Source organism: Streptomyces sp. NPDC091412 (assembly GCF_044756885.1).
GTDB lineage: Bacteria > Actinomycetota > Actinomycetes > Streptomycetales > Streptomycetaceae > Streptomyces.
Genome location: NZ_JBIVTV010000005.1, coordinates 310,440 through 328,229 on the forward strand (window position 1 = coordinate 310,440; position 17,790 = coordinate 328,229).

The following is a 17,790-nucleotide window of genomic DNA, read 5'->3' on the forward strand; positions in this document are numbered from 1 at the left end:
ACCATGACTGCGCAAACGATGTCGACACCGGACGACATCTCCACGGTCGATCTGACCGATCCCCGAACCTTCGAGGAGAACGACCTCCGCGAGTACTGGCGCCGGTTGCGCACCACGCGTCCGCTCCACTGGCACCCGCCCACCGGCGACGCACCGGGTTTCTGGGTGATCAGCCGGTACGCGGACGTCATGGCGCTGTACAAGGACAACAAGCGGCTCACCTCCGAACGGGGCAACGTGCTGGTCACACTGCTCGCCGGGGGCGACTCCGCCGCGGGCAAGATGCTCGCCGTCACTGACGGCGCCCAGCACCGCAACCTGCGCAACGTGCTGCTCAAGGCCTTCTCCCCGCAGGCCCTCAAGCCCATCACCGACCGGGTCCGCGCCAACACGACCCGCCTGGTGGTGGAGGCCGTCCGGCGTGGCGAGTGCGACTTCGCCACCGACGTCGCCGAGCACATCCCGATGAACACCATCTCCGACCTGCTCGGAGTGCCCGCCGCGGACCGTGAGTTCCTGCTGAACCTCAACAAGTCCGCGCTCAGTTCGAACGAGGAGGGCCAGTCGGCGACCGACGCCTGGCTCGCCCGCAACGAGATCCTTCTGTACTTCAACGAGCTGGTCGCCGAACGCCGGGCGAAGCCGACCGAGGACGTGATCAGCGTTCTCGCCAACAGCACCGTGAACGGCGAGCCGTTGAGCGAGGAGGTCATCGTCCTCAACTGCTACAGCCTGATCCTCGGCGGCGACGAGACCAGCCGGCTGTCCATGATCGACGCGGTGCGGACCTTCACCCGGCACCCGGACCAGTGGCAGTTGCTCCGCGATCGCGAGGTGACGCTGGAGTCGGCCACCGAGGAGGTGCTGCGCTGGGCGACCCCGGCGATGCACTTCGGCCGGCGCGCGGTCACCGACGTGGAGCTGCACGGCCAGGTGATCGCCGGCGGCGACATCGTCACACTGTGGAACAGCTCGGCCAACCGGGACGAGGAGGTCTTCGCCGACCCGTACGTCTTCGATCTGAACCGGTCGCCCAACAAGCACATCACCTTCGGCTACGGCCCGCACTTCTGCCTCGGCGCGTACCTGGGCCGCGTGGAGGTGAACGCGATGCTGGACGCCCTGCGCACCTACAGCACCGGCTTCGAGGTCTCCGGCGAGCCGCAGCGGATCCACTCCAACTTCCTGACCGGGCTGAGCAGCCTGCCGGTGCGTTTCCAGCCGGACGAGACGGCGCTGGCCGCCCACGAGAGCGGGAACGGAGCGCGTCGGTGAGCGCGTCCGCCGGGGTGAGCCCGTCGAAGTGGCTGCGCTGCTACCGCAAGGTGGCCCGCCCCCGTCTGCGGCTGGTGTGCTTTCCCCATGCGGGCGGCGCGGCCAGCATGTTCCGTGACTGGCCGCAGTGGCTGCCCGACGACATCGAGGTGACCGGGGTGTGCTACCCGGGCCGTCAGGACCGGGTCCTGGAGCCGTGCATCGACGAGATGGGCGCGCTGACCACGCCGATCGCCGACGTGCTCCAGTGTTACGCGGGAGAGAGGCTCGTGCTGTTCGGGCACAGCATGGGTGCCTCCGTCGCCTACGAGGTGGCCCTGCGCCTCAAGCAGCGCACCGGCTCGGCGCCGGGCCGGCTGTTCGTCTCCGGCCAGTTGCCGCCGCACCGCGTGGTGCCCAAGAGCGTGCACCTGGGCGGCGACGACGCGATCGTGGCGGAGGTACGCCGGCTCGGCGACCCCGACGCCGACACGGTGCTGGACGATCCGGACCTGCGGGAGCTGGTACTGCCCGCGATCCGGGCGGACTTCCGGTTGATCGGCACCTACCTCCCGCGCCCGGTCACCCCGCTGGCCACCCCGGTGACCGCGTACGTGGGGAGCGAGGACGAGCAGGTGCCGGTCGAGGGCCTGCGGGAGTGGGCGGCGGTGAGCGCCACCGGCCGCTTCGACCACCGCGTCTACCCCGGCGGCCACTTCTACCTGATGGACGACCCCGAAGCCCTCGTCCGCGACCTGGCCGGCCGTCTGACCGGCCACCTGGCCGCCGCCCGCGTCGCCGGCTGAACCGGCGACGCGGGGGGCGTCAGGAGAGCGCGAAGCGCGCGCCGGCGAGCGAGAGCAGGGCGCCGAACACGTCGATCACCACGATGCCCACGGCCAACGACGTCCACCACTTGCGGCGGCCGCTCCGGGTGCGGATGAACTGCCAGGCGGCCAGGGCCAGCACCACGCCCTGGACCATGAAGCACGGCTCGAACACCAGGAGGTCCTGCACGGCCGAGAGATGGTTCGCCTCGGCCGCCTCAGCCGTGCCGACACCGGGCACGACCGGGAAGTCGACCGCGCCGTGGTGTCCGCTCAGGTACAGGGCCTTGGTGACGAATCCGTAAAGGGCGTGGGAGACGCACACCACCGCCGCGATCCACATCGGCACCAGCAGCACCCAGGCGCGAACTCGGCTCCCCGTCCGGCGATTCAGCGCGAGGACGAAGAGCGCGCCGAACAGCATGAGCGCGCTCACCACCCAGTTGACCGCCTGCACCGCGGACTTGTTGTGGCGCGCCAGGAGCGGCAGTCCCCAGGTGCCGCCCACCGCCCAGTAGACGTGGAGAAGCATGAAGAGCAGTGTGAAAACGAAAGCCAGGTGAACCCAGACCGGCCGGGGCGGCAGCTCGGTGCCCCGATCCCGGCCGGGTGAATTCTCGTCATTTTCGCCTGGAATTAATGTTTCGTGCACCATTCAAATCCTCACCTCGAAGCCGCGAGCACACCGCGGGCACGCTATCACCGGGCGCGAAGGCGCGAACCCCGTGCATATCGGAGTTTTCAATGAGGGGGCCGGTTCCGGCCACGCCGCTGCTAGCGTCGGCGGCGCCGATGCGGCAGCCGTCGCGGTCGGTGAACCCGTAGCGTATGGGGGTGAATGCGTGGACATTGCAATTCGGGCCGAGGGGCTGAGCAAACGTTACGGTGGAAAGCAGGTCAAGGACGCGCTGAACGGTGTCGACCTGTCGGTCCCCGCCGGCACGGTGTTCGGGCTGCTCGGCCCCAACGGCGCCGGGAAGACCACGACCGTGCGCATCCTGGCCACCCTGCTCTCCGCGGACGGCGGCGAGGCGACCGTGGCCGGGTTCGACGTGCGCCGCCAGGCGAAGGAGGTCCGCCGGCGCATCGGGCTGACCGGGCAGTACGCGGCGGTGGACGAGCGGTTGACCGGCCGGGAGAACCTCCGGCTGATCGGCACCCTCTACCACCTCGGCCGGAGCGCCACCCGGGCCAGGGCGGACGAGCTGCTCGAACGGCTCGACCTGACCGAGGCGGCCGGCCGGCCGGTGAAGACCTACTCCGGCGGCATGCGGCGCAGGCTCGACCTCGCCGCCAGCCTGATCGCCGAGCCGCCGGTGCTGTTCCTGGACGAGCCGACCACCGGACTCGACCTGTCCAGCCGGCTGACCCTGTGGGAGGTCATCCGCACCCAGGTGAGCCGCGGTGTCACCGTCCTGCTCACCACCCAGTACCTCGAAGAGGCCGACCAACTCGCCGATCACATCGCGGTGTTGAAGGACGGCGGTGTCGTCGCCGAAGGCACCCCGGACGAGTTGAAGGACCGGGTGGGCGACGACCGGCTGCGGGTCACCGCCTCCTCCTCGGACGACGTCGTCGCTCTCACCAAGGTGCTGAGCCGGTTCGGCGTCGAGGAACCGCTCGTGGACGAGGAGAAGAGGACGGTCTCCGTGCCGATGACCGAAGGCGTCGGCGGCATCGCGACGGTGGCCACCGAACTGGTCCGGGCCGGCATCCCGGTGGCCGACTTCCGGCTCAGCCGTCCCTCGATGGACGAGGTCTTCCTGTCCCTGACCGGCCCCGCGACGCGGCCGGTGACCGAAGGAGCGGCGACGTGAGCGAGTTCCTGAGCGACTGCCTCGCCCTGACGGGCCGTCACCTCAGGCATCTGTCCCGGGTGCCGGAGCGGCTGCTGAGCGTGACGCTGATGCCGGTGATGTACGTGATCGTCTTCGGGTTCCTGTTCGGCAGCGCCATGCGGGTCGAGGGCGGCAACTACCGCGAGTACATCATGGCCGGCATCTTCGCGCAGGTCATGCTGGCCAACCTGCAGACGACCGCGGTCGGCGTGGTCGACGACCTGCGCAACGGCCTGGTCGACCGGTTCCGCTCGCTTCCCATGTCCCGCTACGCCGTACTGATCGGACGCACCGTCTCCGACCTGCTGCTGTCCACGATCGCCATCGTCGTGATGGCCGCGGTCGGCTCCCTGATCGGCTGGCGGGTGCACACCGGCGCCCCGCGCATCCTGGCCGCCTTCGGCATCCTGCTGCTGCTCGGCCTGGGCGCCGCCTGGCTCGGCGCGCTGCTCGGGCTGTCCCTGCGCAACGTCGAGGCGGTCAGCGCGGTGATGTCCATGGTCATGATGCCGCTCACGTTCCTGTCCAGCGCGTTCATCCCGCTCAGCGGGCTGCCCGAATGGCTGCGCGCCATCGCGGTGTGGAACCCGCTGTCGGCGGTGGTCGGGGCACTGCGCCAGCTGTTCGGCAACCCCACCTCCGTCGGGGACACCTCCTTCCCCTCGGTTCACCCGGTCCCCGTCGCCGTGGTCCTCATCGCGGTGATGATCGCGCTGGCCATGCCGCTCGCCGCCCGCAGGTACCAGACCGCGGCGGCCCGGTGAAACCGCTCGCCCGACAAGGCGCCGCCTACCCCCAAAGGAGCACTGCGATGACGCCTGGTGTCACCACGCCCGCTGACTTCGAGGCGGGCGACACACCCGCGCCGGAACTCAACGTCCGTCCGCTCGTGGACACCACACTGCTTCCCGACTGGCGGGGTGCCGGCAAGGTCGTGCACTCCGCGCACCGGGTGTACGAGCATCTGATCTCGCTGTGGGCGCCCGGCGTCATCGAGGCCGCGCACGACCTCGGTGTGTTCGCCGAGTTGAACACCGGGCCGAAGACCGGCGACCAGCTCGCGCGGGCCTGCGCCGCCAACCCGCGGGCGATGCGGGTGCTGATGGACGGCCTGTACGCCTACGACATCGTCGACCGCGTCCCGGCCGAGGACGGCCCCGCGGTCTACCGGATGCCGGAGGAGATGCGCGAATGCCTGCTGCCGGACGGGCTGTTCAGTCTGGTCGGCAAGATCGAGTACGACCGTCAGCTGGCCTGGCACTCCTGGCGCAACCTGGCGGACTCGGTGCGCGGCGACAACCGCGACGAGGCCGGCCGGCTCCAGCTCAACCAGATCACCGAGCACAACTACGAATCCCTGGTGCGCGGCATCAACTTCTGGGCGCCGCCGATCGTCGAGGCGCTGCGCGGCGGGTTCGAGACGCTGGAGTGGCCCACCGACCGGCCCGCCTCCGTGCTGGACATCGGCTGCGGGACCGGCCTGTACAGCCAGTTGCTGCTGCGGGCGTTCCAGCAGTGGCGGGCCACCGGCCTGGAGGCCCCGAGCATCGCCCCGATCGCCATGGCGCAGGCCGAACGGCTCGGCGTCGCCGACCGGTTCGACGTCCAGGTGCGCGACTTCTGGACCGAGAGCTGGGGCCGCGACCACGACCTGCTGGTCTTCGTCAACATCTTCCATCTCCAGACCCCCGAGTCGGCGCAGGAGCTGCTGCGCAAGTCCAAGGAGGCCCTGTCGCGGGACGGCCTGGTCTGCATCGCCGACCACCTGGTCACCGACGAGAAGGACGCCAAGTCGGTCCAGGACCGGTTCGCGATGCTGTTCGCCGCGTCCATGCTGGCCACCGGAGGCGGTGACGCCTTCCTGCTGAACGACTACGACCAGTGGCTGGCCTCGGCCGGACTGCGGCGGGTCGCGGTGCTGGACACCCCGATGCACCGGATCCTGCTCGCCGGGCACGCCTGACCGGCCCGCGGCGACATGGCGGAGTTCCTCGGCGACTTGCGGGCGATCGCCGGCCGGCACCTGTGGCATCTGCTGCGCCTGCCGGAGAAGCTGATCGGGTTCACCGTGATGCCGGTCGCGATGGTGGTCGGCCTCGGGGTCCTGTTCGGCGGCAGCATGCGGGTCCCCGGCGGCGGGCAGTACGGCGCGTACGTGTCGGCGGGCGTGGTCACCTCGCTCGCCGTCTCGACGGTCGCGCTGTCCGCGCTGGGCGTCGTCGACGACCTCCAGAACGGCATGTTCGACCGGCTCCGCTCCCTTCCGGTCGACCGCGCGGCCATCCTCTCCGGACGGATCCTCGTGGACTCGCTGCCCGTCGCGGTGGCGATGGTCAGTGTGGTGCCCGCCGCGTGGATCGCCGGCTGGGCCGTCGGTGTCCGGCCGACGGCGGCGCTGGCCGCGGTGAGCCTGGAACTGCTGCTGGGCCTGGGGTGTTCATGTCTGGGAATCTGTCTGGGGCTCACCTTCCGCAACGCGGAGGCGGTCACCTCGGTCGTACCGGTGTGCCTCCTTCCGGCGACGTTCCTGTCCAACGCGTTCGTGCCCCCGGACGGCCTGCCCGGCTGGCTGCGTCAGGTGGTCGGCTGGAACCCGGTGACCGCGGTGAACAGCACCGTGCGCGACCTGCTCGGCACGGAGGGGACGGCCACCGGCGCCGGTTTCCCGGACCGCCACGCGGCGCCGCTCGCCGTCGTCTTCTGTCTGCTGGTGATCGCCGTGGCCGCTCCGGCGGCGGCGCGTGCCTACGGCCGCGCCGGACCGATGCGGTGAGCCCCAGGGGCGACCGTCCTCGACGGCGCCTCTCAAACCCGGCCACAGAGTTTTCGAACTGACCCGGAGCGGGTGTTTTCCCCCTGACTAGGCTGCGCGTGTCAGGCGGACGGAATCGGGCTCCACTTCCGTTTTCCGCTCGGCCACCCACCGCACGCGCTGATGGCTGGAGGCGCCATGGATTTCGGCCTTTTCTACTTCGCGAACGACAAGGAGGACGCCGGCGACAGATACCGGCTGCTGATCGAGGGAGCCAAGTTCGCCGACACCCACGATTTCGCGTCGGTGTGGACCCCGGAACGTCACTTCCACGCGTTCGGCGGCCTCTATCCGAATCCGGCGGTGACGGGCGCCGCGGTGGCCGCGGTCACGGAAAAGGTCGCGGTGCGGGCCGGCAGTGTGGTGGCCCCGCTGCACCATCCGGTGCGCATCGCCGAGGAATGGTCCGTCGTCGACAACCTGTCCAAGGGAAGGGTCGGCATCGCATTCGCCTCCGGCTGGCACGCCGCCGACTTCGTACTCCGCCCGGAGGGATATCCGACCCGCAGGTCCGGTCTGATCGACTCGGTGCGGGCGATCCGGAGCCTCTGGCGGCAGGAGCCCGCGACGCTCGTCGACGGCGCGGGCGAGAGCGTCGACGTGACGGTCTTCCCGCCCCCGGTCCAGCGGGAGTTGCCGGTCTGGCTGACCAGCGCCGGCAACCCGCAGACGTTCCGCGAGGCGGGCGAGATGGGCGCCGGGGTGCTGACCCACCTGCTGGGCCAGGGTGTCGACGTGCTGGAGAAGCGGATCGGGGAGTACCGGCAGTCCTTCCGCGACCACCACGACGAGACCGAGGGCGACGGACATGTCGCGCTGATGCTGCACACCTTCGTCGGCACGGACCGGGAGAAGGTCAGGCAGACGGTCCGCGAGCCGTTCAGCAAGTACCTGGCCAGCTCCTTCGACCTGGTCATCCACGCCGCCAAGGCGGCGGGCGCGAACGCGGTCGCGCTGGATCTGAACAAGATGAGCCCCACGGACATCGACTTCCTGGTCGGCCAGGCGTTCGACCGCTACTTCGAGACCAGCGGCCTGTTCGGCACGGTCGAGGACGGCCTGCGGATGTGCGAGCGGCTGTACGAGATCGGCGTGGACGAGATCGCCTGTCTGATCGACTTCGGTGTGGAGACCGACGAGGTGCTGGCCGGACTGGCCCATCTCGACCGGCTCAGGCAGGCGTGGCGGGAACGCGAGCAGGCGCGGTGACCGCGCGCGCCGGGGCGCCGGGCGGAACGGCGAAGGGGACGGACGTGGAGCCGGGTCCGGTCGGCGCCGGGGCGTATCGCGCGTTCATGAGTTCCTTCCCGACCGGTGTGTCCGTGGTGACCACGGTCGACGCGGACGGCAGGCCGCGCGGAATGACCTGCTCCTCCCTCTCGAGCGTCAGCCTCGATCCGCCGGTCCTGTCCGTCTGCCTGACGGTCACCAGCCGAACGCTCGGCGCGCTGCGCGCCCACGGCTTCTTCGGGGTGAATCTGCTCGGGGTCCACGCCGGGGGCGTCGCCCGCCTGTTCGCCGACTCTTCGCTCAGCCACTTCGAGCACGTGCCGTGGCAACCGGTCGGCAGCGCCGGACTCCCCCGGCTCGGCGGTGACACCGTCGCGTTCGCCGCCTGCCGGGTGGCCGACGCCAAGGCCGTCGGCGACCATGTCGTCGTATTCGGCGAGGTGTTCGGCACCGACTGCGCCGACGGCACGCCGCTGCTCTACGGCCGCCGGCGGTTCGCCGCCTGGCCCCAAACGGCTCCGGACCCCGCCTGACACGACACAACCCGGCACGCCACACCGGGCACGGGCACGGTCACACCCCGGGGGTCACGTCCGGCACGGGCACTCCCGACAGGGGTCGGCACGCCCGGCACCGGCACACCCTGCGGGATACGCCCGGCGCGGACACGCCCTGCGGGATACGCCCGGCGCGGACACGCCCTGCGGGTCACGCCCGGCGCGGATACGCCCAGCACGGTCACGCCCGGGGTCACGCCCGGCACGGTCACACCCGGGGGTCACGTCGGCACTGAAACGCCCCTCGCGCGGCCACCACGGCACGTCCAGCACGGAACGCCCCGCGGGTCACGCCCGGCACGGAAACGCCCAGCACGGTCGCACCTGGGGTTCACGTCCGGCGCGCACATGCCCTGCGGGTCACGCCCGGCACGGAAACGCCCAGTGGAAAACACCCGGCAGCACCCGCACGCCCGGCAGGGATACTCCCGGCACGGGCAGACCCTGCGGTCACACCCGGCGCGGATACGCCCTGCGGGTCACGCACAGCACCGCACGCCCGGCAGAGGTATGCGCACCCTGCGCGGACGCGCCCCCGGGCGGACGGCGCCGCGGCGCGGACGGGGCGGCATGGCCGGCGTTCCCACCGGGCGCCGCGGACGGCCGACCGGGCCGGGTTCCCGCCTGCCGCCGCAGCCGGCCGACGCCGCCGGCCCCGTCCCCGTCACCTCGGATCTGAGGCCGTCACCGCGGCGGCGGCGCGGTCGTGAACCGCCGCCTCCCGGTCCAACTTGCGCCGCAGATAGGAGAGATCCCCCAGCAGACCCGCCGCGGTCACCTCACGGCCCTGCCCGGTCCGCACCAGACGCGTCAGCGGCAGCGCTCCGATCTCGGCCCAGCACAGCCTGCCCTCCTCGTCCAGTCGGCTGCGCGTACGGCCCCGGTTGTCCGGATGCACGCAGTACGGGATGTCGAGATAGCCGCGTTCGAAGGCCAGCAGCAGCGCGCGAGCGGGATCGGCGTGCAGGTTCAGCACCGCTTCGACGAGCGCCAGCGCTTCCGCGTACGTCTGCGTGTCCGTGTCCGGGGCGGGCACCGGCCGGACCGTCTCGGCCGCCCGCGCCGCGTACTCCAGGGCGGCCACGTTCTCCGCGATGGTGGGGATCCGCCGCGACTCGGCGACGGTCTTGACGATGAGCCGCTCTGAGCCGGTCCGCACCGCCAGTTCGGCGGCCTGGCCGAGCAGCCGGTACGCACCGGGCTCGGTGACCGGGTACGCCCCCATGTAGGCGTAGACGACCACGTGCCAGTCCACGTCGGGCAGCAGCTCGGCGCACAGCCGGCGCAGCGCGAACACGGCCTCGGCGTCCTGGCCGGCGTGCGTCTGCTGGGCATAGCTCACCGAGACGCTGCGGCAGCCGTAGGCGCGGAAGAACAGCGCCTCCAGCACGCTGAGCGCCACCAGCTGGCTGGGCGGGCACAGTTGGCCCATCATGCAGCCGCCGAAGGTCTCCAGGTGCGGTTCGGCGCCCTGGTCACGCAGCCCGGAGAAAAGTTCCGTGCACTGCCGCCAGGCCGCGATCGACTCGGCCAGCGGGGTACGCCCGTAGGGCAGGCAGTAGGACACGGGCCCGCCCTCGGTCGCGTCCAGGCCCAGCGCGATCAGCTTGCGGAAGATGTGCTGGGGCAGGGCGGATCCGTGCCGCACCTGTACAGGGAAGCCGGCGTCCCGGACACCGGCCAGCATCGCCCGGGTCGTGGCGTCGCGGTGGCTGACGATCGGGTAGCCGTTGAGCGGCAGGCCCTCGTGCCGGGCGTGGCGGATCGCGGCCAGATCGCCGACCCTGGTGTAACTGTCCAGGGTCAGTGTGCCGACGGTGTGCCCTTCGGCCGCCTTGGTGGCGGCCAGTCCCGCCCGCATCCGCTCCGGATCACCGAAACCCATCCGCGGCTGCACGACGAGAGCGCCGGCCTGCGCCCGCGCGCGGACGAAGGCGCCGAATCCCGGCTGCGTGTGGGCGGACCGTCTCGGTACCAGGGCCGTCACCGAGGTCTCCCCGCGCTCAGCGCCGGCTGCGGGGCGGGCGGGAGCGAGGCGACGAACGCCGTGAAGTCGGCCGCGTCCGAGGCCTGGTCGGGGAAGACCGCGTCGAAGCCCGCAGCCACCAGGGCCCGCGCGTGCCGGCCCACGTTCTCGTCGGACACCGTGAGCTTGCCGCCGATCACCATGGGCGTGGCGGCCAGTCCCGGGCAGGCGCGCAGCCGGGCGACCGCGCGCAGGCCGTCGGTGCGGCCGTGCCCGTTGACACTGCCGATGACGACCAGCGCCGGATCGATCCGGCGGCATTCGGCGACCAGTACGTCGTCCGGCACGCAGGGCCCGAGGTTGACCACGCGGTAGCCGAGTTCCTCGATGACCAGCTGGAGATAGACCAGGTTCCACGTGTGCGCGTCGCTCGCCAGGCCCGACACCACCACGGTGCCCCGGTCCCCGGGGGCCGGGAACGTGCCCACGCCGACGATTTCCTTTTCCCGCTGTGCCACGGTTCTCCCTTGTGCATACGTGGGCGGCATCGCCCGGTGCTCGATCCGGGGGCCGGTTGCGGCGGCCGGGTCGGCACTCCGGGATCGAGGTGGTCGTGGGGAGCCGGGTCGGGCGTCAGGGCACCAGGCTCGTGACGGCCACGGGCGCTCTGCTGAATTCCATGCATTCTCTCTTGATGTTCTCGATCAGCATCAGAGTCGCGCGCGCCGAGGACAGGATCATCTGTCCTTCTCGGGTCAGAGTGGTGCCGCCTGAATTCCGGGTGAACAGCTTGATACCCAAAGATCGCTCAAGGCATATGATCTGGTAACTTATTGCCGGTTGCGAGTATCCGAGCTTCTTGGCTGCGAGATCCATTCGGCCTATTTCGGCAATCGCGACAAAAGCGCGCAACTCGCGTTCGTGCATAATCGCCTCACAGTTAACAGATTATCAAGTGCCGAAACTTTAACATGCGATTCCTTGGCAGGGTACGGCGCTTGCAGGAAGCTGCCACGGCAGGTGTAAAACTGGATCTGTGGAGCTTTGCCTGGTCAGTGAGGTTTAGGTATTTCAGCCGACTGCGCGGCATGCGACATGCGCTTCCACGCATAGTCGGCATTGCCACGCAGCCGAAGTCGCCGAATTTCTGCATCGAGGTGGAGGAAGGGGACGAACTCGGTCCGGGATTTCTCAGAGATTTCCGGCGAAGAGGTCACCCGGACCCGGCGTCACCGCTCGCCGGCGAGGTCGAGATCGCCCGGGGCGGTCGGCGCGGCCGGGACGGTCGGCGCGGCCTCCGGCCCCCTGGCGCTGCGCCACGGATGGGAGAGGGGCGCGGACACCGGTCGCCACCACGGCTCCGCGGGCACCTTGCCCGCGGGTTCGAAGGGCTCCCCCGGCCGCGGGAGCGCCACTGCCTGTCCCGCCTCCTCGGCGGCGTCCTTCGTCCACTCGCCGGGCTCGGCCCAGGCGTGCGGGGCGAGGGTGAAGGTGCCCCAGTGGATCGGCAGCAGCACGCCGGACGGCGTGTTCCCCTGCAGGTCGAGGTGGGCACGGACCCCTTCCTCGGGCGTCATGTGGATGTCCGGCCAGAACTCGGAGTACGCGCCGATCTGGATCATCGTCGCGTCGAACGGGCCGTGGTCCGCTCCGATCTGACGGAAGCCGTCGAAGTAGCCGGTGTCACCGCTGTGGTAGATCCGGTGCTCCTCGCCCGCGACGGCCCAGGAGGCCCACAGGGTGTGCTGGGTGTTGCGCAGGGCCCGGCCGCAGAAGTGGCGGGCGGGGGTCGCGGTCAGCGTGAGCCCGCCGACCTTGGTGGCCTCGTGCCAGTCCAGTTCGCGCAGGCGGTCGGCGGACACGCCCCAGTGCTCCAGGTGGGCACCGACGCCGAGCGGCACGGCGAAGACGGTGTCCGTGCCGGCCAGCGCCTTGATGGTGGGCAGGTCCAGGTGGTCGTAGTGGTCGTGGGAGATGACGACGACGTCGACCGGGCCGAGCGCGGCCAGCGGCAGCGGCACCGGGTGCAGCCGGCGGGGCCCTGCGAAGGGGAACGGTGAGCAGCGCTCTCCCCACACGGGGTCGAACAGCACCCGCTGCCCGTCGATCTCCGCGAGGACGCTGGAGTGTCCCATCCAGGTCAGCCGCAGACCGGTGGCCGCGGGCTTCGCCAGGTCGGCGAGCGTGGTGGCGTGCATGGGTACGGTGCCGCGCGGGGCGCGGCGCCTGCGCTCGTCCTTGTCGAGGTAGCGCCTCGCGAAGGCCGGCGTCGAGCCGGAGGGCCGGGTCCGGGCGGGACCCCCGGGGTTCTGGAAGACGCCGTCCTTGAAGTGGGGTGATCTGCGGATGCGCGCCATGCGCTCTCCGCTGGGGTCGGCGCCGAAGGCTTCGGGCCGCAGTGCACGGAGCCCCGGGTTCGAAGGACGGAATCCTGCCACGCTACCTCCAGGTGGAGTCGGTCAGGCTTTCCATTATGTCGGGCCCCTCCGACGGCCCGGATGTCACACCGGCGCGCTCCCGTCCGTCGTACCGGTGCAGGCACCCGCGAGGTGCTCACGGAACCGATGCAACTGGAGGTGGCCGCCATGGCCCGCGTCTCGCTCACCCCACCCCGCACCCGCTTGTTCCGCCTCGTCGAGTGGTACAGCAGGCGCGTCTACGGCAAGGTGCTGGACCCCGCCCGGGCGCTCGCGCACAATCCGCGGGTCCTGTGGAGCGATCTGCGGTTCGAGCAGTCGCTGGCCAAGTGGAACAGGCTCGACCCCGATCTGAAGGCGCTCGCCGAGATGGCGTCGGCCGCCGCGATCGGCTGCTCGTGGTGCATGGACTTCGGCTACTGGGTCGCCCGCGAGCACGGGATGGCACCCGAGAAGCTGCACGACGTCCCCGCGTGGCGGGACAGCGACGCCTACACGCCGCTGGAGCGCGACGTCCTCGCGTACGCCGAGGCCATGACGGCCACGCCGCCCACGGTCGACGACGACCTGGCCGCCCGCCTGCGCGACCGACTGGGCGAGCCGGCCCTGGTCGAACTGACGGCGGTGGTCGCGGTCGAGAACCTGCGCTCACGCATGAACTCCGCGCTGGGTCTGACGAGTCAGGGCTTCAAGGACTCCTGCGAGGTCCCGGAATCCGCACGGGCCACGGACAGCGCGCCGACAAGGCACCCCGGTCCCGCCAAGGACGCCGAGGGCCGGGTCTCGCCCTGACCACGCGTGCGGCCCCGACGAGAGCGCCCCGCGCTGCCGGGGCCGAGGACTGAGGGGCGGAACGAGCCTGGACGCCCGGGGCCTCCCGCAGCCACCGGAAGGCAGCCGTCACCGGCCCGGCGCGAAGGGTGGGCGGCAGACGCGTCCGCCGCCCGCATCCCGGAAGCGCCGCCGGACGGGACGGCCGTGGGCCTGGGACGGCGGCCGGGCTCCCGCCCACGGCCGGGCGACGGCCGTCACCGGCTCGGGCGCGGAGAGTGGGTGACGGCTGCCGCGTTCCGCCCTCGGATCCCGGCAGTGCCACCCCGCGTCCCACGGATCCCGGCAGTGCCACCCCGCGTCCCACGGATCCCCGCAGTGCCACCCCGCGTCCCACGGCTTCCCGGAAGGGACGGCCCCGCGGCCGACGGGCTCCCCGCCCCCACGGCCGGGTACGGCCGAACCAGGCGGCCGTCACCGGCCCGACGCACAGGGGCCGGCGGCTGGCGAGCTCCGCGTCCGGGACCCCCGCGGTCCCACCCCGCGTCCCACCACGCTGCCGGACGGAACGGCCACCCAGCCGACGAGCGGCGGCGCGGACTCCCACGCCCGCGGCCAGACGCAGCCGGACGAGGCGGCCGACAGCGGCCCCGACGCGGAGAGTGGGTGATGGCCGGGCGAACCCACCGCCCGGATCCCGGCGGTGCCGCCCCGCGTACGACGGCCCCGCCGGACAGAACGGCCCCGTGACTGACAGCGGCGAGGCGGACTCCCGCACCGGGGCCGGATGCGGCCGGGCACGGCGGCCGTCAGCGGCCCGGAAGCGGAGGAGTGGGTGACGGCCGAGCGAGCCGCCGCCCGGAACCCGGTGATCCCACCCCGCGTACGACCGCCCCACCGGACCCCCACCGGACGAAATGGCCACCCAGCCGACGAACGGCGAGGCGGACCCCCGCGCCAAAGCCGGATGCGGCCCAAGCTCCCGCAAGCGGGGCCGGATGCGGTCCGGGCTCCCGTGAGCGGAGGGGGGCGGACGCGGGTACGTCCAGGCGCCAGGTCCGGGTGCGGGAGGCGTGGGGTCTCTGTGGGTTCAGGCCACCGAAGCGATTCGGGTCCTGATGGCGTCGGGGGACAGGGCGCCCTTGGCTGTCACGTCGTCGCCGGAGGACTCGCCGCGCAGTCGGCGGCCGATCCACGGCACCAGGTACTCGCGCGCCCAGTGCACGTCGTCGCGGCGGACCTCCAGCGTGCCGCGGGGCGGCAGCGGCGGCCAGGGCTGCTCCGGATCGGCCGGGACGTCGAGTCCGAGGACCTGGCCGGCGCGCAGCGCCACGCGCGTGTGCCCGTCGGGCGAGAGGTGCAGGCGGTCGCCGTCCCAGGCGCGGCGGTCCTGGACGGCCTTCAGCGACCACAGGTCGAGCACCGGGCAGCCGTAGCGGTCGGCGATGGCCCGCACATGCCCGTTGTACGTGGCGATCTTGCCGCGCAGGTGCTTGAGCAGGGGCACGCCCCGCGTGTCGAAGCCGGTGGTCACCATGACCGTGCCCGAGACGGCGGCGAGCCTGGAGACCGCGTTCTCGAAGCGCTCGGCCACGTCGTCCGGGTCGGTGCCGGGGCGGATGATGTCGTTGCCGCCGGCACAGAACGAGACCAGGTCGGGGGCGAGTTCGACGGCCCGGGAGACCTGGTCCGCCACGATCTGGTCGAGCAGCTTCCCGCGCACGGCGAGGTTGGTGTACTGGAAGCCGCCCTCGGGCCGCCGGTCGGCGAGCAGGACGGCGAAGCGGTCGGCCCAGCCGACGAACGCCCCGTCGGGGCCGGGGTCGCCGACGCCCTCGGTGAAGCTGTCCCCCACCGCCGCGTACGACCCGATCACTGATCTGCTGTCACTCTTCGAATCGTCTGCCACGTCGGCCCATGATTCACCTTCGAATGTGACCTACGCGACCGTAGGAAGGGGTTGACGGTCGGTGAGAAAAGCCACTTCGGCCGATCGCGCCCGGCGGGAATAACAGGAATACACGGGCCTCTCAGACCCGCCGCAGCCGGACGACCGTCGCGTCGAAGTCGCCCCGCAGCCCGGTGCGCAGCCCGTGGTGCAGCAGCAGGGCACCCCGGTGCACCTCCCCGGTGTCCCCGCTCGCGTACGACGACGCCGGGTCCAGTCCGCGCAGCCGCAGCCCGGGCACGGGCTCGCCGTGGTGCTGCGCCTGGAGCAGGGCGAGGACGACGGTGTCGTCGCCGAGGACGTACTGCACCGCGCTCAGCCCGCCCCGCGGGGCCCGCAGCCGGTACAGGTCGCCGCGCTGGACCACCGGCCGGATCTCCTTGTAGAGGCCGATCCAGTCGCGGGCCTCGGCCAGTTCCTCCTCCGTCCACCGGGTGAGGTCGCCGCCCACTCCGAGCACGCCCGCCATGGCGCTCACGAAGCGGAAGCGCAGCGTGCTGGACCGCCCGTTGAGCATGGTGTTCGGGCTGTCGGTGACCCAGGCGGCCATGACCCGCGCGGGATGGATCTGGCTGAAGCCGTGCTGGATGGCGAGCCGGTCCAGCGGATCGGTGTTGTCGGAGGTCCACACCTGGTCCGTTCGGGACAGGACGCCGAGGTCGATCCGGCCGCCGCCGCCCGAGCAGGACTCGAAGGCGACGCCGGGGTGCGCGGCCCGCAGCCGGTCCAGCAGGGAGTACAGCGCCCGCACATGGTCGGTCCACAGCCGCTGCGGGTACGGCTCACCGGGCCAGCCCGCGTCGGTGAAGCAGCGGTTGAAGTCCCACTTCACATAGTCGATCGGAGCGCTGGAGAGCAGACCGTCCAGCCGCTCCCACAGATGCTCGCGCACGTCCTCGCGCGCGAGGTTGAGGACGAGCTGGTTGCGGAACTCCGTCCGCGTGCGCCCGGGTTGGTGCTGCACCCAGTCGGGGTGCGCGCGGTACAGGTCGCTGTCGGGGTTGACCATCTCCGGCTCGACCCAGATGCCGAACCGCATGCCGAGGCCGTGCACCCGGTCGGCGAGCGGCTTCAGGCCGCCGGGGAACCGGTCGGGGTTGGGCCACCAGTCGCCGAGCCCGGCGCGGTCACTGGTGCGGGCGCCGAACCAGCCGTCGTCCACGACGAACAGTTCCACGCCGATCGCCGCCGCCCGCTGCGCGAGAGCCCCCTGCTGCTCCTCGGAGATGTCGAACCCGGTGGCCTCCCAGGAGTTGTAGAGCACCGGCCGGTCCCGGTCCGCGTCGGGGACGACGTACCGCCGCTGGTAGGCGTGCCAGGCACGGCTCGCGCCGCCGTGTCCGCCGTCGCTCCACAGGCCGGCGAAGACGGGGCTGGTGTACGTCCCTCCGACCGGGAGCATCAGCAGCCCCGAGTCGTCGTGCCCGGCGCCACCGGTGATCTGCACGCGCGCGTCCGGGAGCTGGGCGACCGCGATCCGCCAGGAGCCTGACCAGCCCAGGGCGCAGCCGTAGACCTCGCCGTGCTCCTCGCCGGCGCCGGTGTCCAGGGCGACCCACGGCAGGTGCTGGTGGCCGGTGTGGCCGCGGCGGCTGCCGAGGACCTTCTCGCCGTAGGTGAGGTCGGTGCGCACCAGGCGGGACTCGGCGGCCCAGCGGCCGTGCAGCTGGGACAGCCGCCAGCCCTCGCGGTCGGGCAGGGTCCAGGTGGCGGAGTCGGCGCGCAGCACCTCCACGGCCTCGGGCCCCCGGTTGGCGAGGGTGACCCGGCGCTCGACGACGTCCCCGCGCATCCGGTAGTGGAGTGTGATGTCCAGCCCCGAGTCGTGAAAGAGCAGTCGCAGTTCGTCGCCCTCGGTCCGGTGCGTCCCGAAGGTCCACTCGGTGCCGCGCCGTTCGGCGGTGCACACGGACAGCGCGGGCCGTACGAAGCGGGGGCCGCCCTCGACCGGGTACTCCTCGTGTCCGTCGAGCGGGGACTCGAAGGGCCGGGCGTCCGGCAGCGGGCGGGCGGCCAGGGCCTCGGCGTCGGCGAGGGTGATCCTCGGGCCCCAGTGCAGGTGGAGCAGTTCACCGCGCCCGGTGAGATGGACGGCGTAGCCGCTCGTGGGCCCGGTCAGCAGCCATGTGCGGCCGTCGTCGGCGGTCTCCAGCATGTTCCGTCCCCCACA

The 17,790-nt window shown here is 71.7% G+C and carries 16 protein-coding genes; 9 read left to right on the plus strand and 7 right to left on the minus strand.

Annotated elements, in window-relative coordinates; all coding sequences use genetic code 11:
• The first annotated feature begins 3 nt into the window (after window positions 1-3).
• Both ACIQMV_RS16015 and ACIQMV_RS16020 read left to right on the plus strand, forming a co-directional pair.
• Window positions 4-1,275 (plus strand): cytochrome P450, encoded by a 1,272-nt coding sequence (locus ACIQMV_RS16015; protein ID WP_402593234.1) that lies wholly within the window; start codon window positions 4-6, stop codon window positions 1,273-1,275.
• Complete coding sequence (locus ACIQMV_RS16020) at window positions 1,272-2,060, plus strand: thioesterase II family protein (protein ID WP_376504507.1); 789 nt, start codon at window positions 1,272-1,274, stop codon at window positions 2,058-2,060. The genes ACIQMV_RS16015 and ACIQMV_RS16020 overlap by 4 nt, the downstream gene beginning before the upstream one ends.
• Window positions 2,061-2,079: 19 nt before the next feature.
• Here the strand turns inward: ACIQMV_RS16020 and ACIQMV_RS16025 are convergent, their stop codons facing one another.
• Window positions 2,080-2,613: a DUF3995 domain-containing protein gene (locus ACIQMV_RS16025; RefSeq protein WP_402593236.1), complete on the minus strand. Its 534-nt coding sequence runs from the start codon at window positions 2,611-2,613 to the stop codon at window positions 2,080-2,082.
• Window positions 2,614-2,923: 310 nt separating this feature from the next.
• Between ACIQMV_RS16025 and ACIQMV_RS16030 the strand changes: the two genes are divergently transcribed.
• The 6 genes from ACIQMV_RS16030 (at window position 2,924) to ACIQMV_RS16055 (ending at window position 8,494) form a co-directional block, all read left to right on the plus strand.
• Entirely contained in the window at window positions 2,924-3,898 is a 975-nt protein-coding gene (locus ACIQMV_RS16030) for an ATP-binding cassette domain-containing protein (protein ID WP_402593238.1), read from the plus strand.
• Complete coding sequence (locus ACIQMV_RS16035; RefSeq protein ID WP_141356239.1) at window positions 3,895-4,683, plus strand: ABC transporter permease; 789 nt, start codon at window positions 3,895-3,897, stop codon at window positions 4,681-4,683. Before ACIQMV_RS16030 ends, ACIQMV_RS16035 begins: the two co-directional genes overlap by 4 nt.
• 47 nt (window positions 4,684-4,730) lie before the next feature.
• Window positions 4,731-5,882 carry a class I SAM-dependent methyltransferase gene (locus tag ACIQMV_RS16040; RefSeq protein ID WP_141356241.1) on the plus strand — a complete coding sequence of 384 codons (1,152 nt, stop codon included), beginning with the start codon at window positions 4,731-4,733 and terminating at the stop codon, window positions 5,880-5,882.
• Between the two features lie 15 nt (window positions 5,883-5,897).
• Window positions 5,898-6,692: an ABC transporter permease gene (locus tag ACIQMV_RS16045; protein WP_141356243.1), complete on the plus strand. Its 795-nt coding sequence runs from the start codon at window positions 5,898-5,900 to the stop codon at window positions 6,690-6,692.
• A 177-nt stretch (window positions 6,693-6,869) separates the two neighbouring features.
• Complete coding sequence (locus tag ACIQMV_RS16050; protein WP_141356245.1) at window positions 6,870-7,940, plus strand: MupA/Atu3671 family FMN-dependent luciferase-like monooxygenase; 1,071 nt, start codon at window positions 6,870-6,872, stop codon at window positions 7,938-7,940.
• Between the two features lie 86 nt (window positions 7,941-8,026).
• Window positions 8,027-8,494, plus strand: coding sequence for a flavin reductase family protein (locus ACIQMV_RS16055; protein WP_141356246.1), 468 nt, complete (start codon window positions 8,027-8,029; stop codon window positions 8,492-8,494).
• Between the two features lie 688 nt (window positions 8,495-9,182).
• On the opposite strand, the gene ACIQMV_RS16060 is transcribed toward ACIQMV_RS16055, so the two are convergent.
• From ACIQMV_RS16060 to ACIQMV_RS16075, 4 genes are all read right to left on the minus strand, one after another.
• Entirely contained in the window at window positions 9,183-10,505 is a 1,323-nt protein-coding gene (locus tag ACIQMV_RS16060; RefSeq protein WP_402593242.1) for a methylaspartate mutase, read from the minus strand.
• Window positions 10,502-11,002: a cobalamin B12-binding domain-containing protein gene (locus ACIQMV_RS16065; protein ID WP_402593244.1), complete on the minus strand. Its 501-nt coding sequence runs from the start codon at window positions 11,000-11,002 to the stop codon at window positions 10,502-10,504. Before ACIQMV_RS16065 ends, ACIQMV_RS16060 begins: the two co-directional genes overlap by 4 nt.
• Before the next feature lie 115 nt (window positions 11,003-11,117).
• On the minus strand, window positions 11,118-11,411 hold the full coding sequence (locus tag ACIQMV_RS16070) for a LysR family transcriptional regulator (protein WP_141356250.1): 294 nt from the start codon (window positions 11,409-11,411) through the stop codon (window positions 11,118-11,120).
• Between the two features lie 302 nt (window positions 11,412-11,713).
• Window positions 11,714-12,922 (minus strand): MBL fold metallo-hydrolase, encoded by a 1,209-nt coding sequence (locus ACIQMV_RS16075; protein ID WP_402593246.1) that lies wholly within the window; start codon window positions 12,920-12,922, stop codon window positions 11,714-11,716.
• Window positions 12,923-13,048: 126 nt separating this feature from the next.
• Between ACIQMV_RS16075 and ACIQMV_RS16080 the strand changes: the two genes are divergently transcribed.
• Window positions 13,049-13,693 carry a carboxymuconolactone decarboxylase family protein gene (locus ACIQMV_RS16080; RefSeq protein WP_401782676.1) on the plus strand — a complete coding sequence of 215 codons (645 nt, stop codon included), beginning with the start codon at window positions 13,049-13,051 and terminating at the stop codon, window positions 13,691-13,693.
• 1,069 nt (window positions 13,694-14,762) lie between these two features.
• On the opposite strand, the gene ACIQMV_RS16085 is transcribed toward ACIQMV_RS16080, so the two are convergent.
• Entirely contained in the window at window positions 14,763-15,548 is a 786-nt protein-coding gene (locus tag ACIQMV_RS16085) for an SGNH/GDSL hydrolase family protein (RefSeq protein ID WP_402593521.1), read from the minus strand.
• 154 nt (window positions 15,549-15,702) lie between these two features.
• Window positions 15,703-17,775: an alpha-galactosidase gene (locus ACIQMV_RS16090; protein WP_402593249.1), complete on the minus strand. Its 2,073-nt coding sequence runs from the start codon at window positions 17,773-17,775 to the stop codon at window positions 15,703-15,705.
• Window positions 17,776-17,790 lie beyond the last annotated feature (15 nt).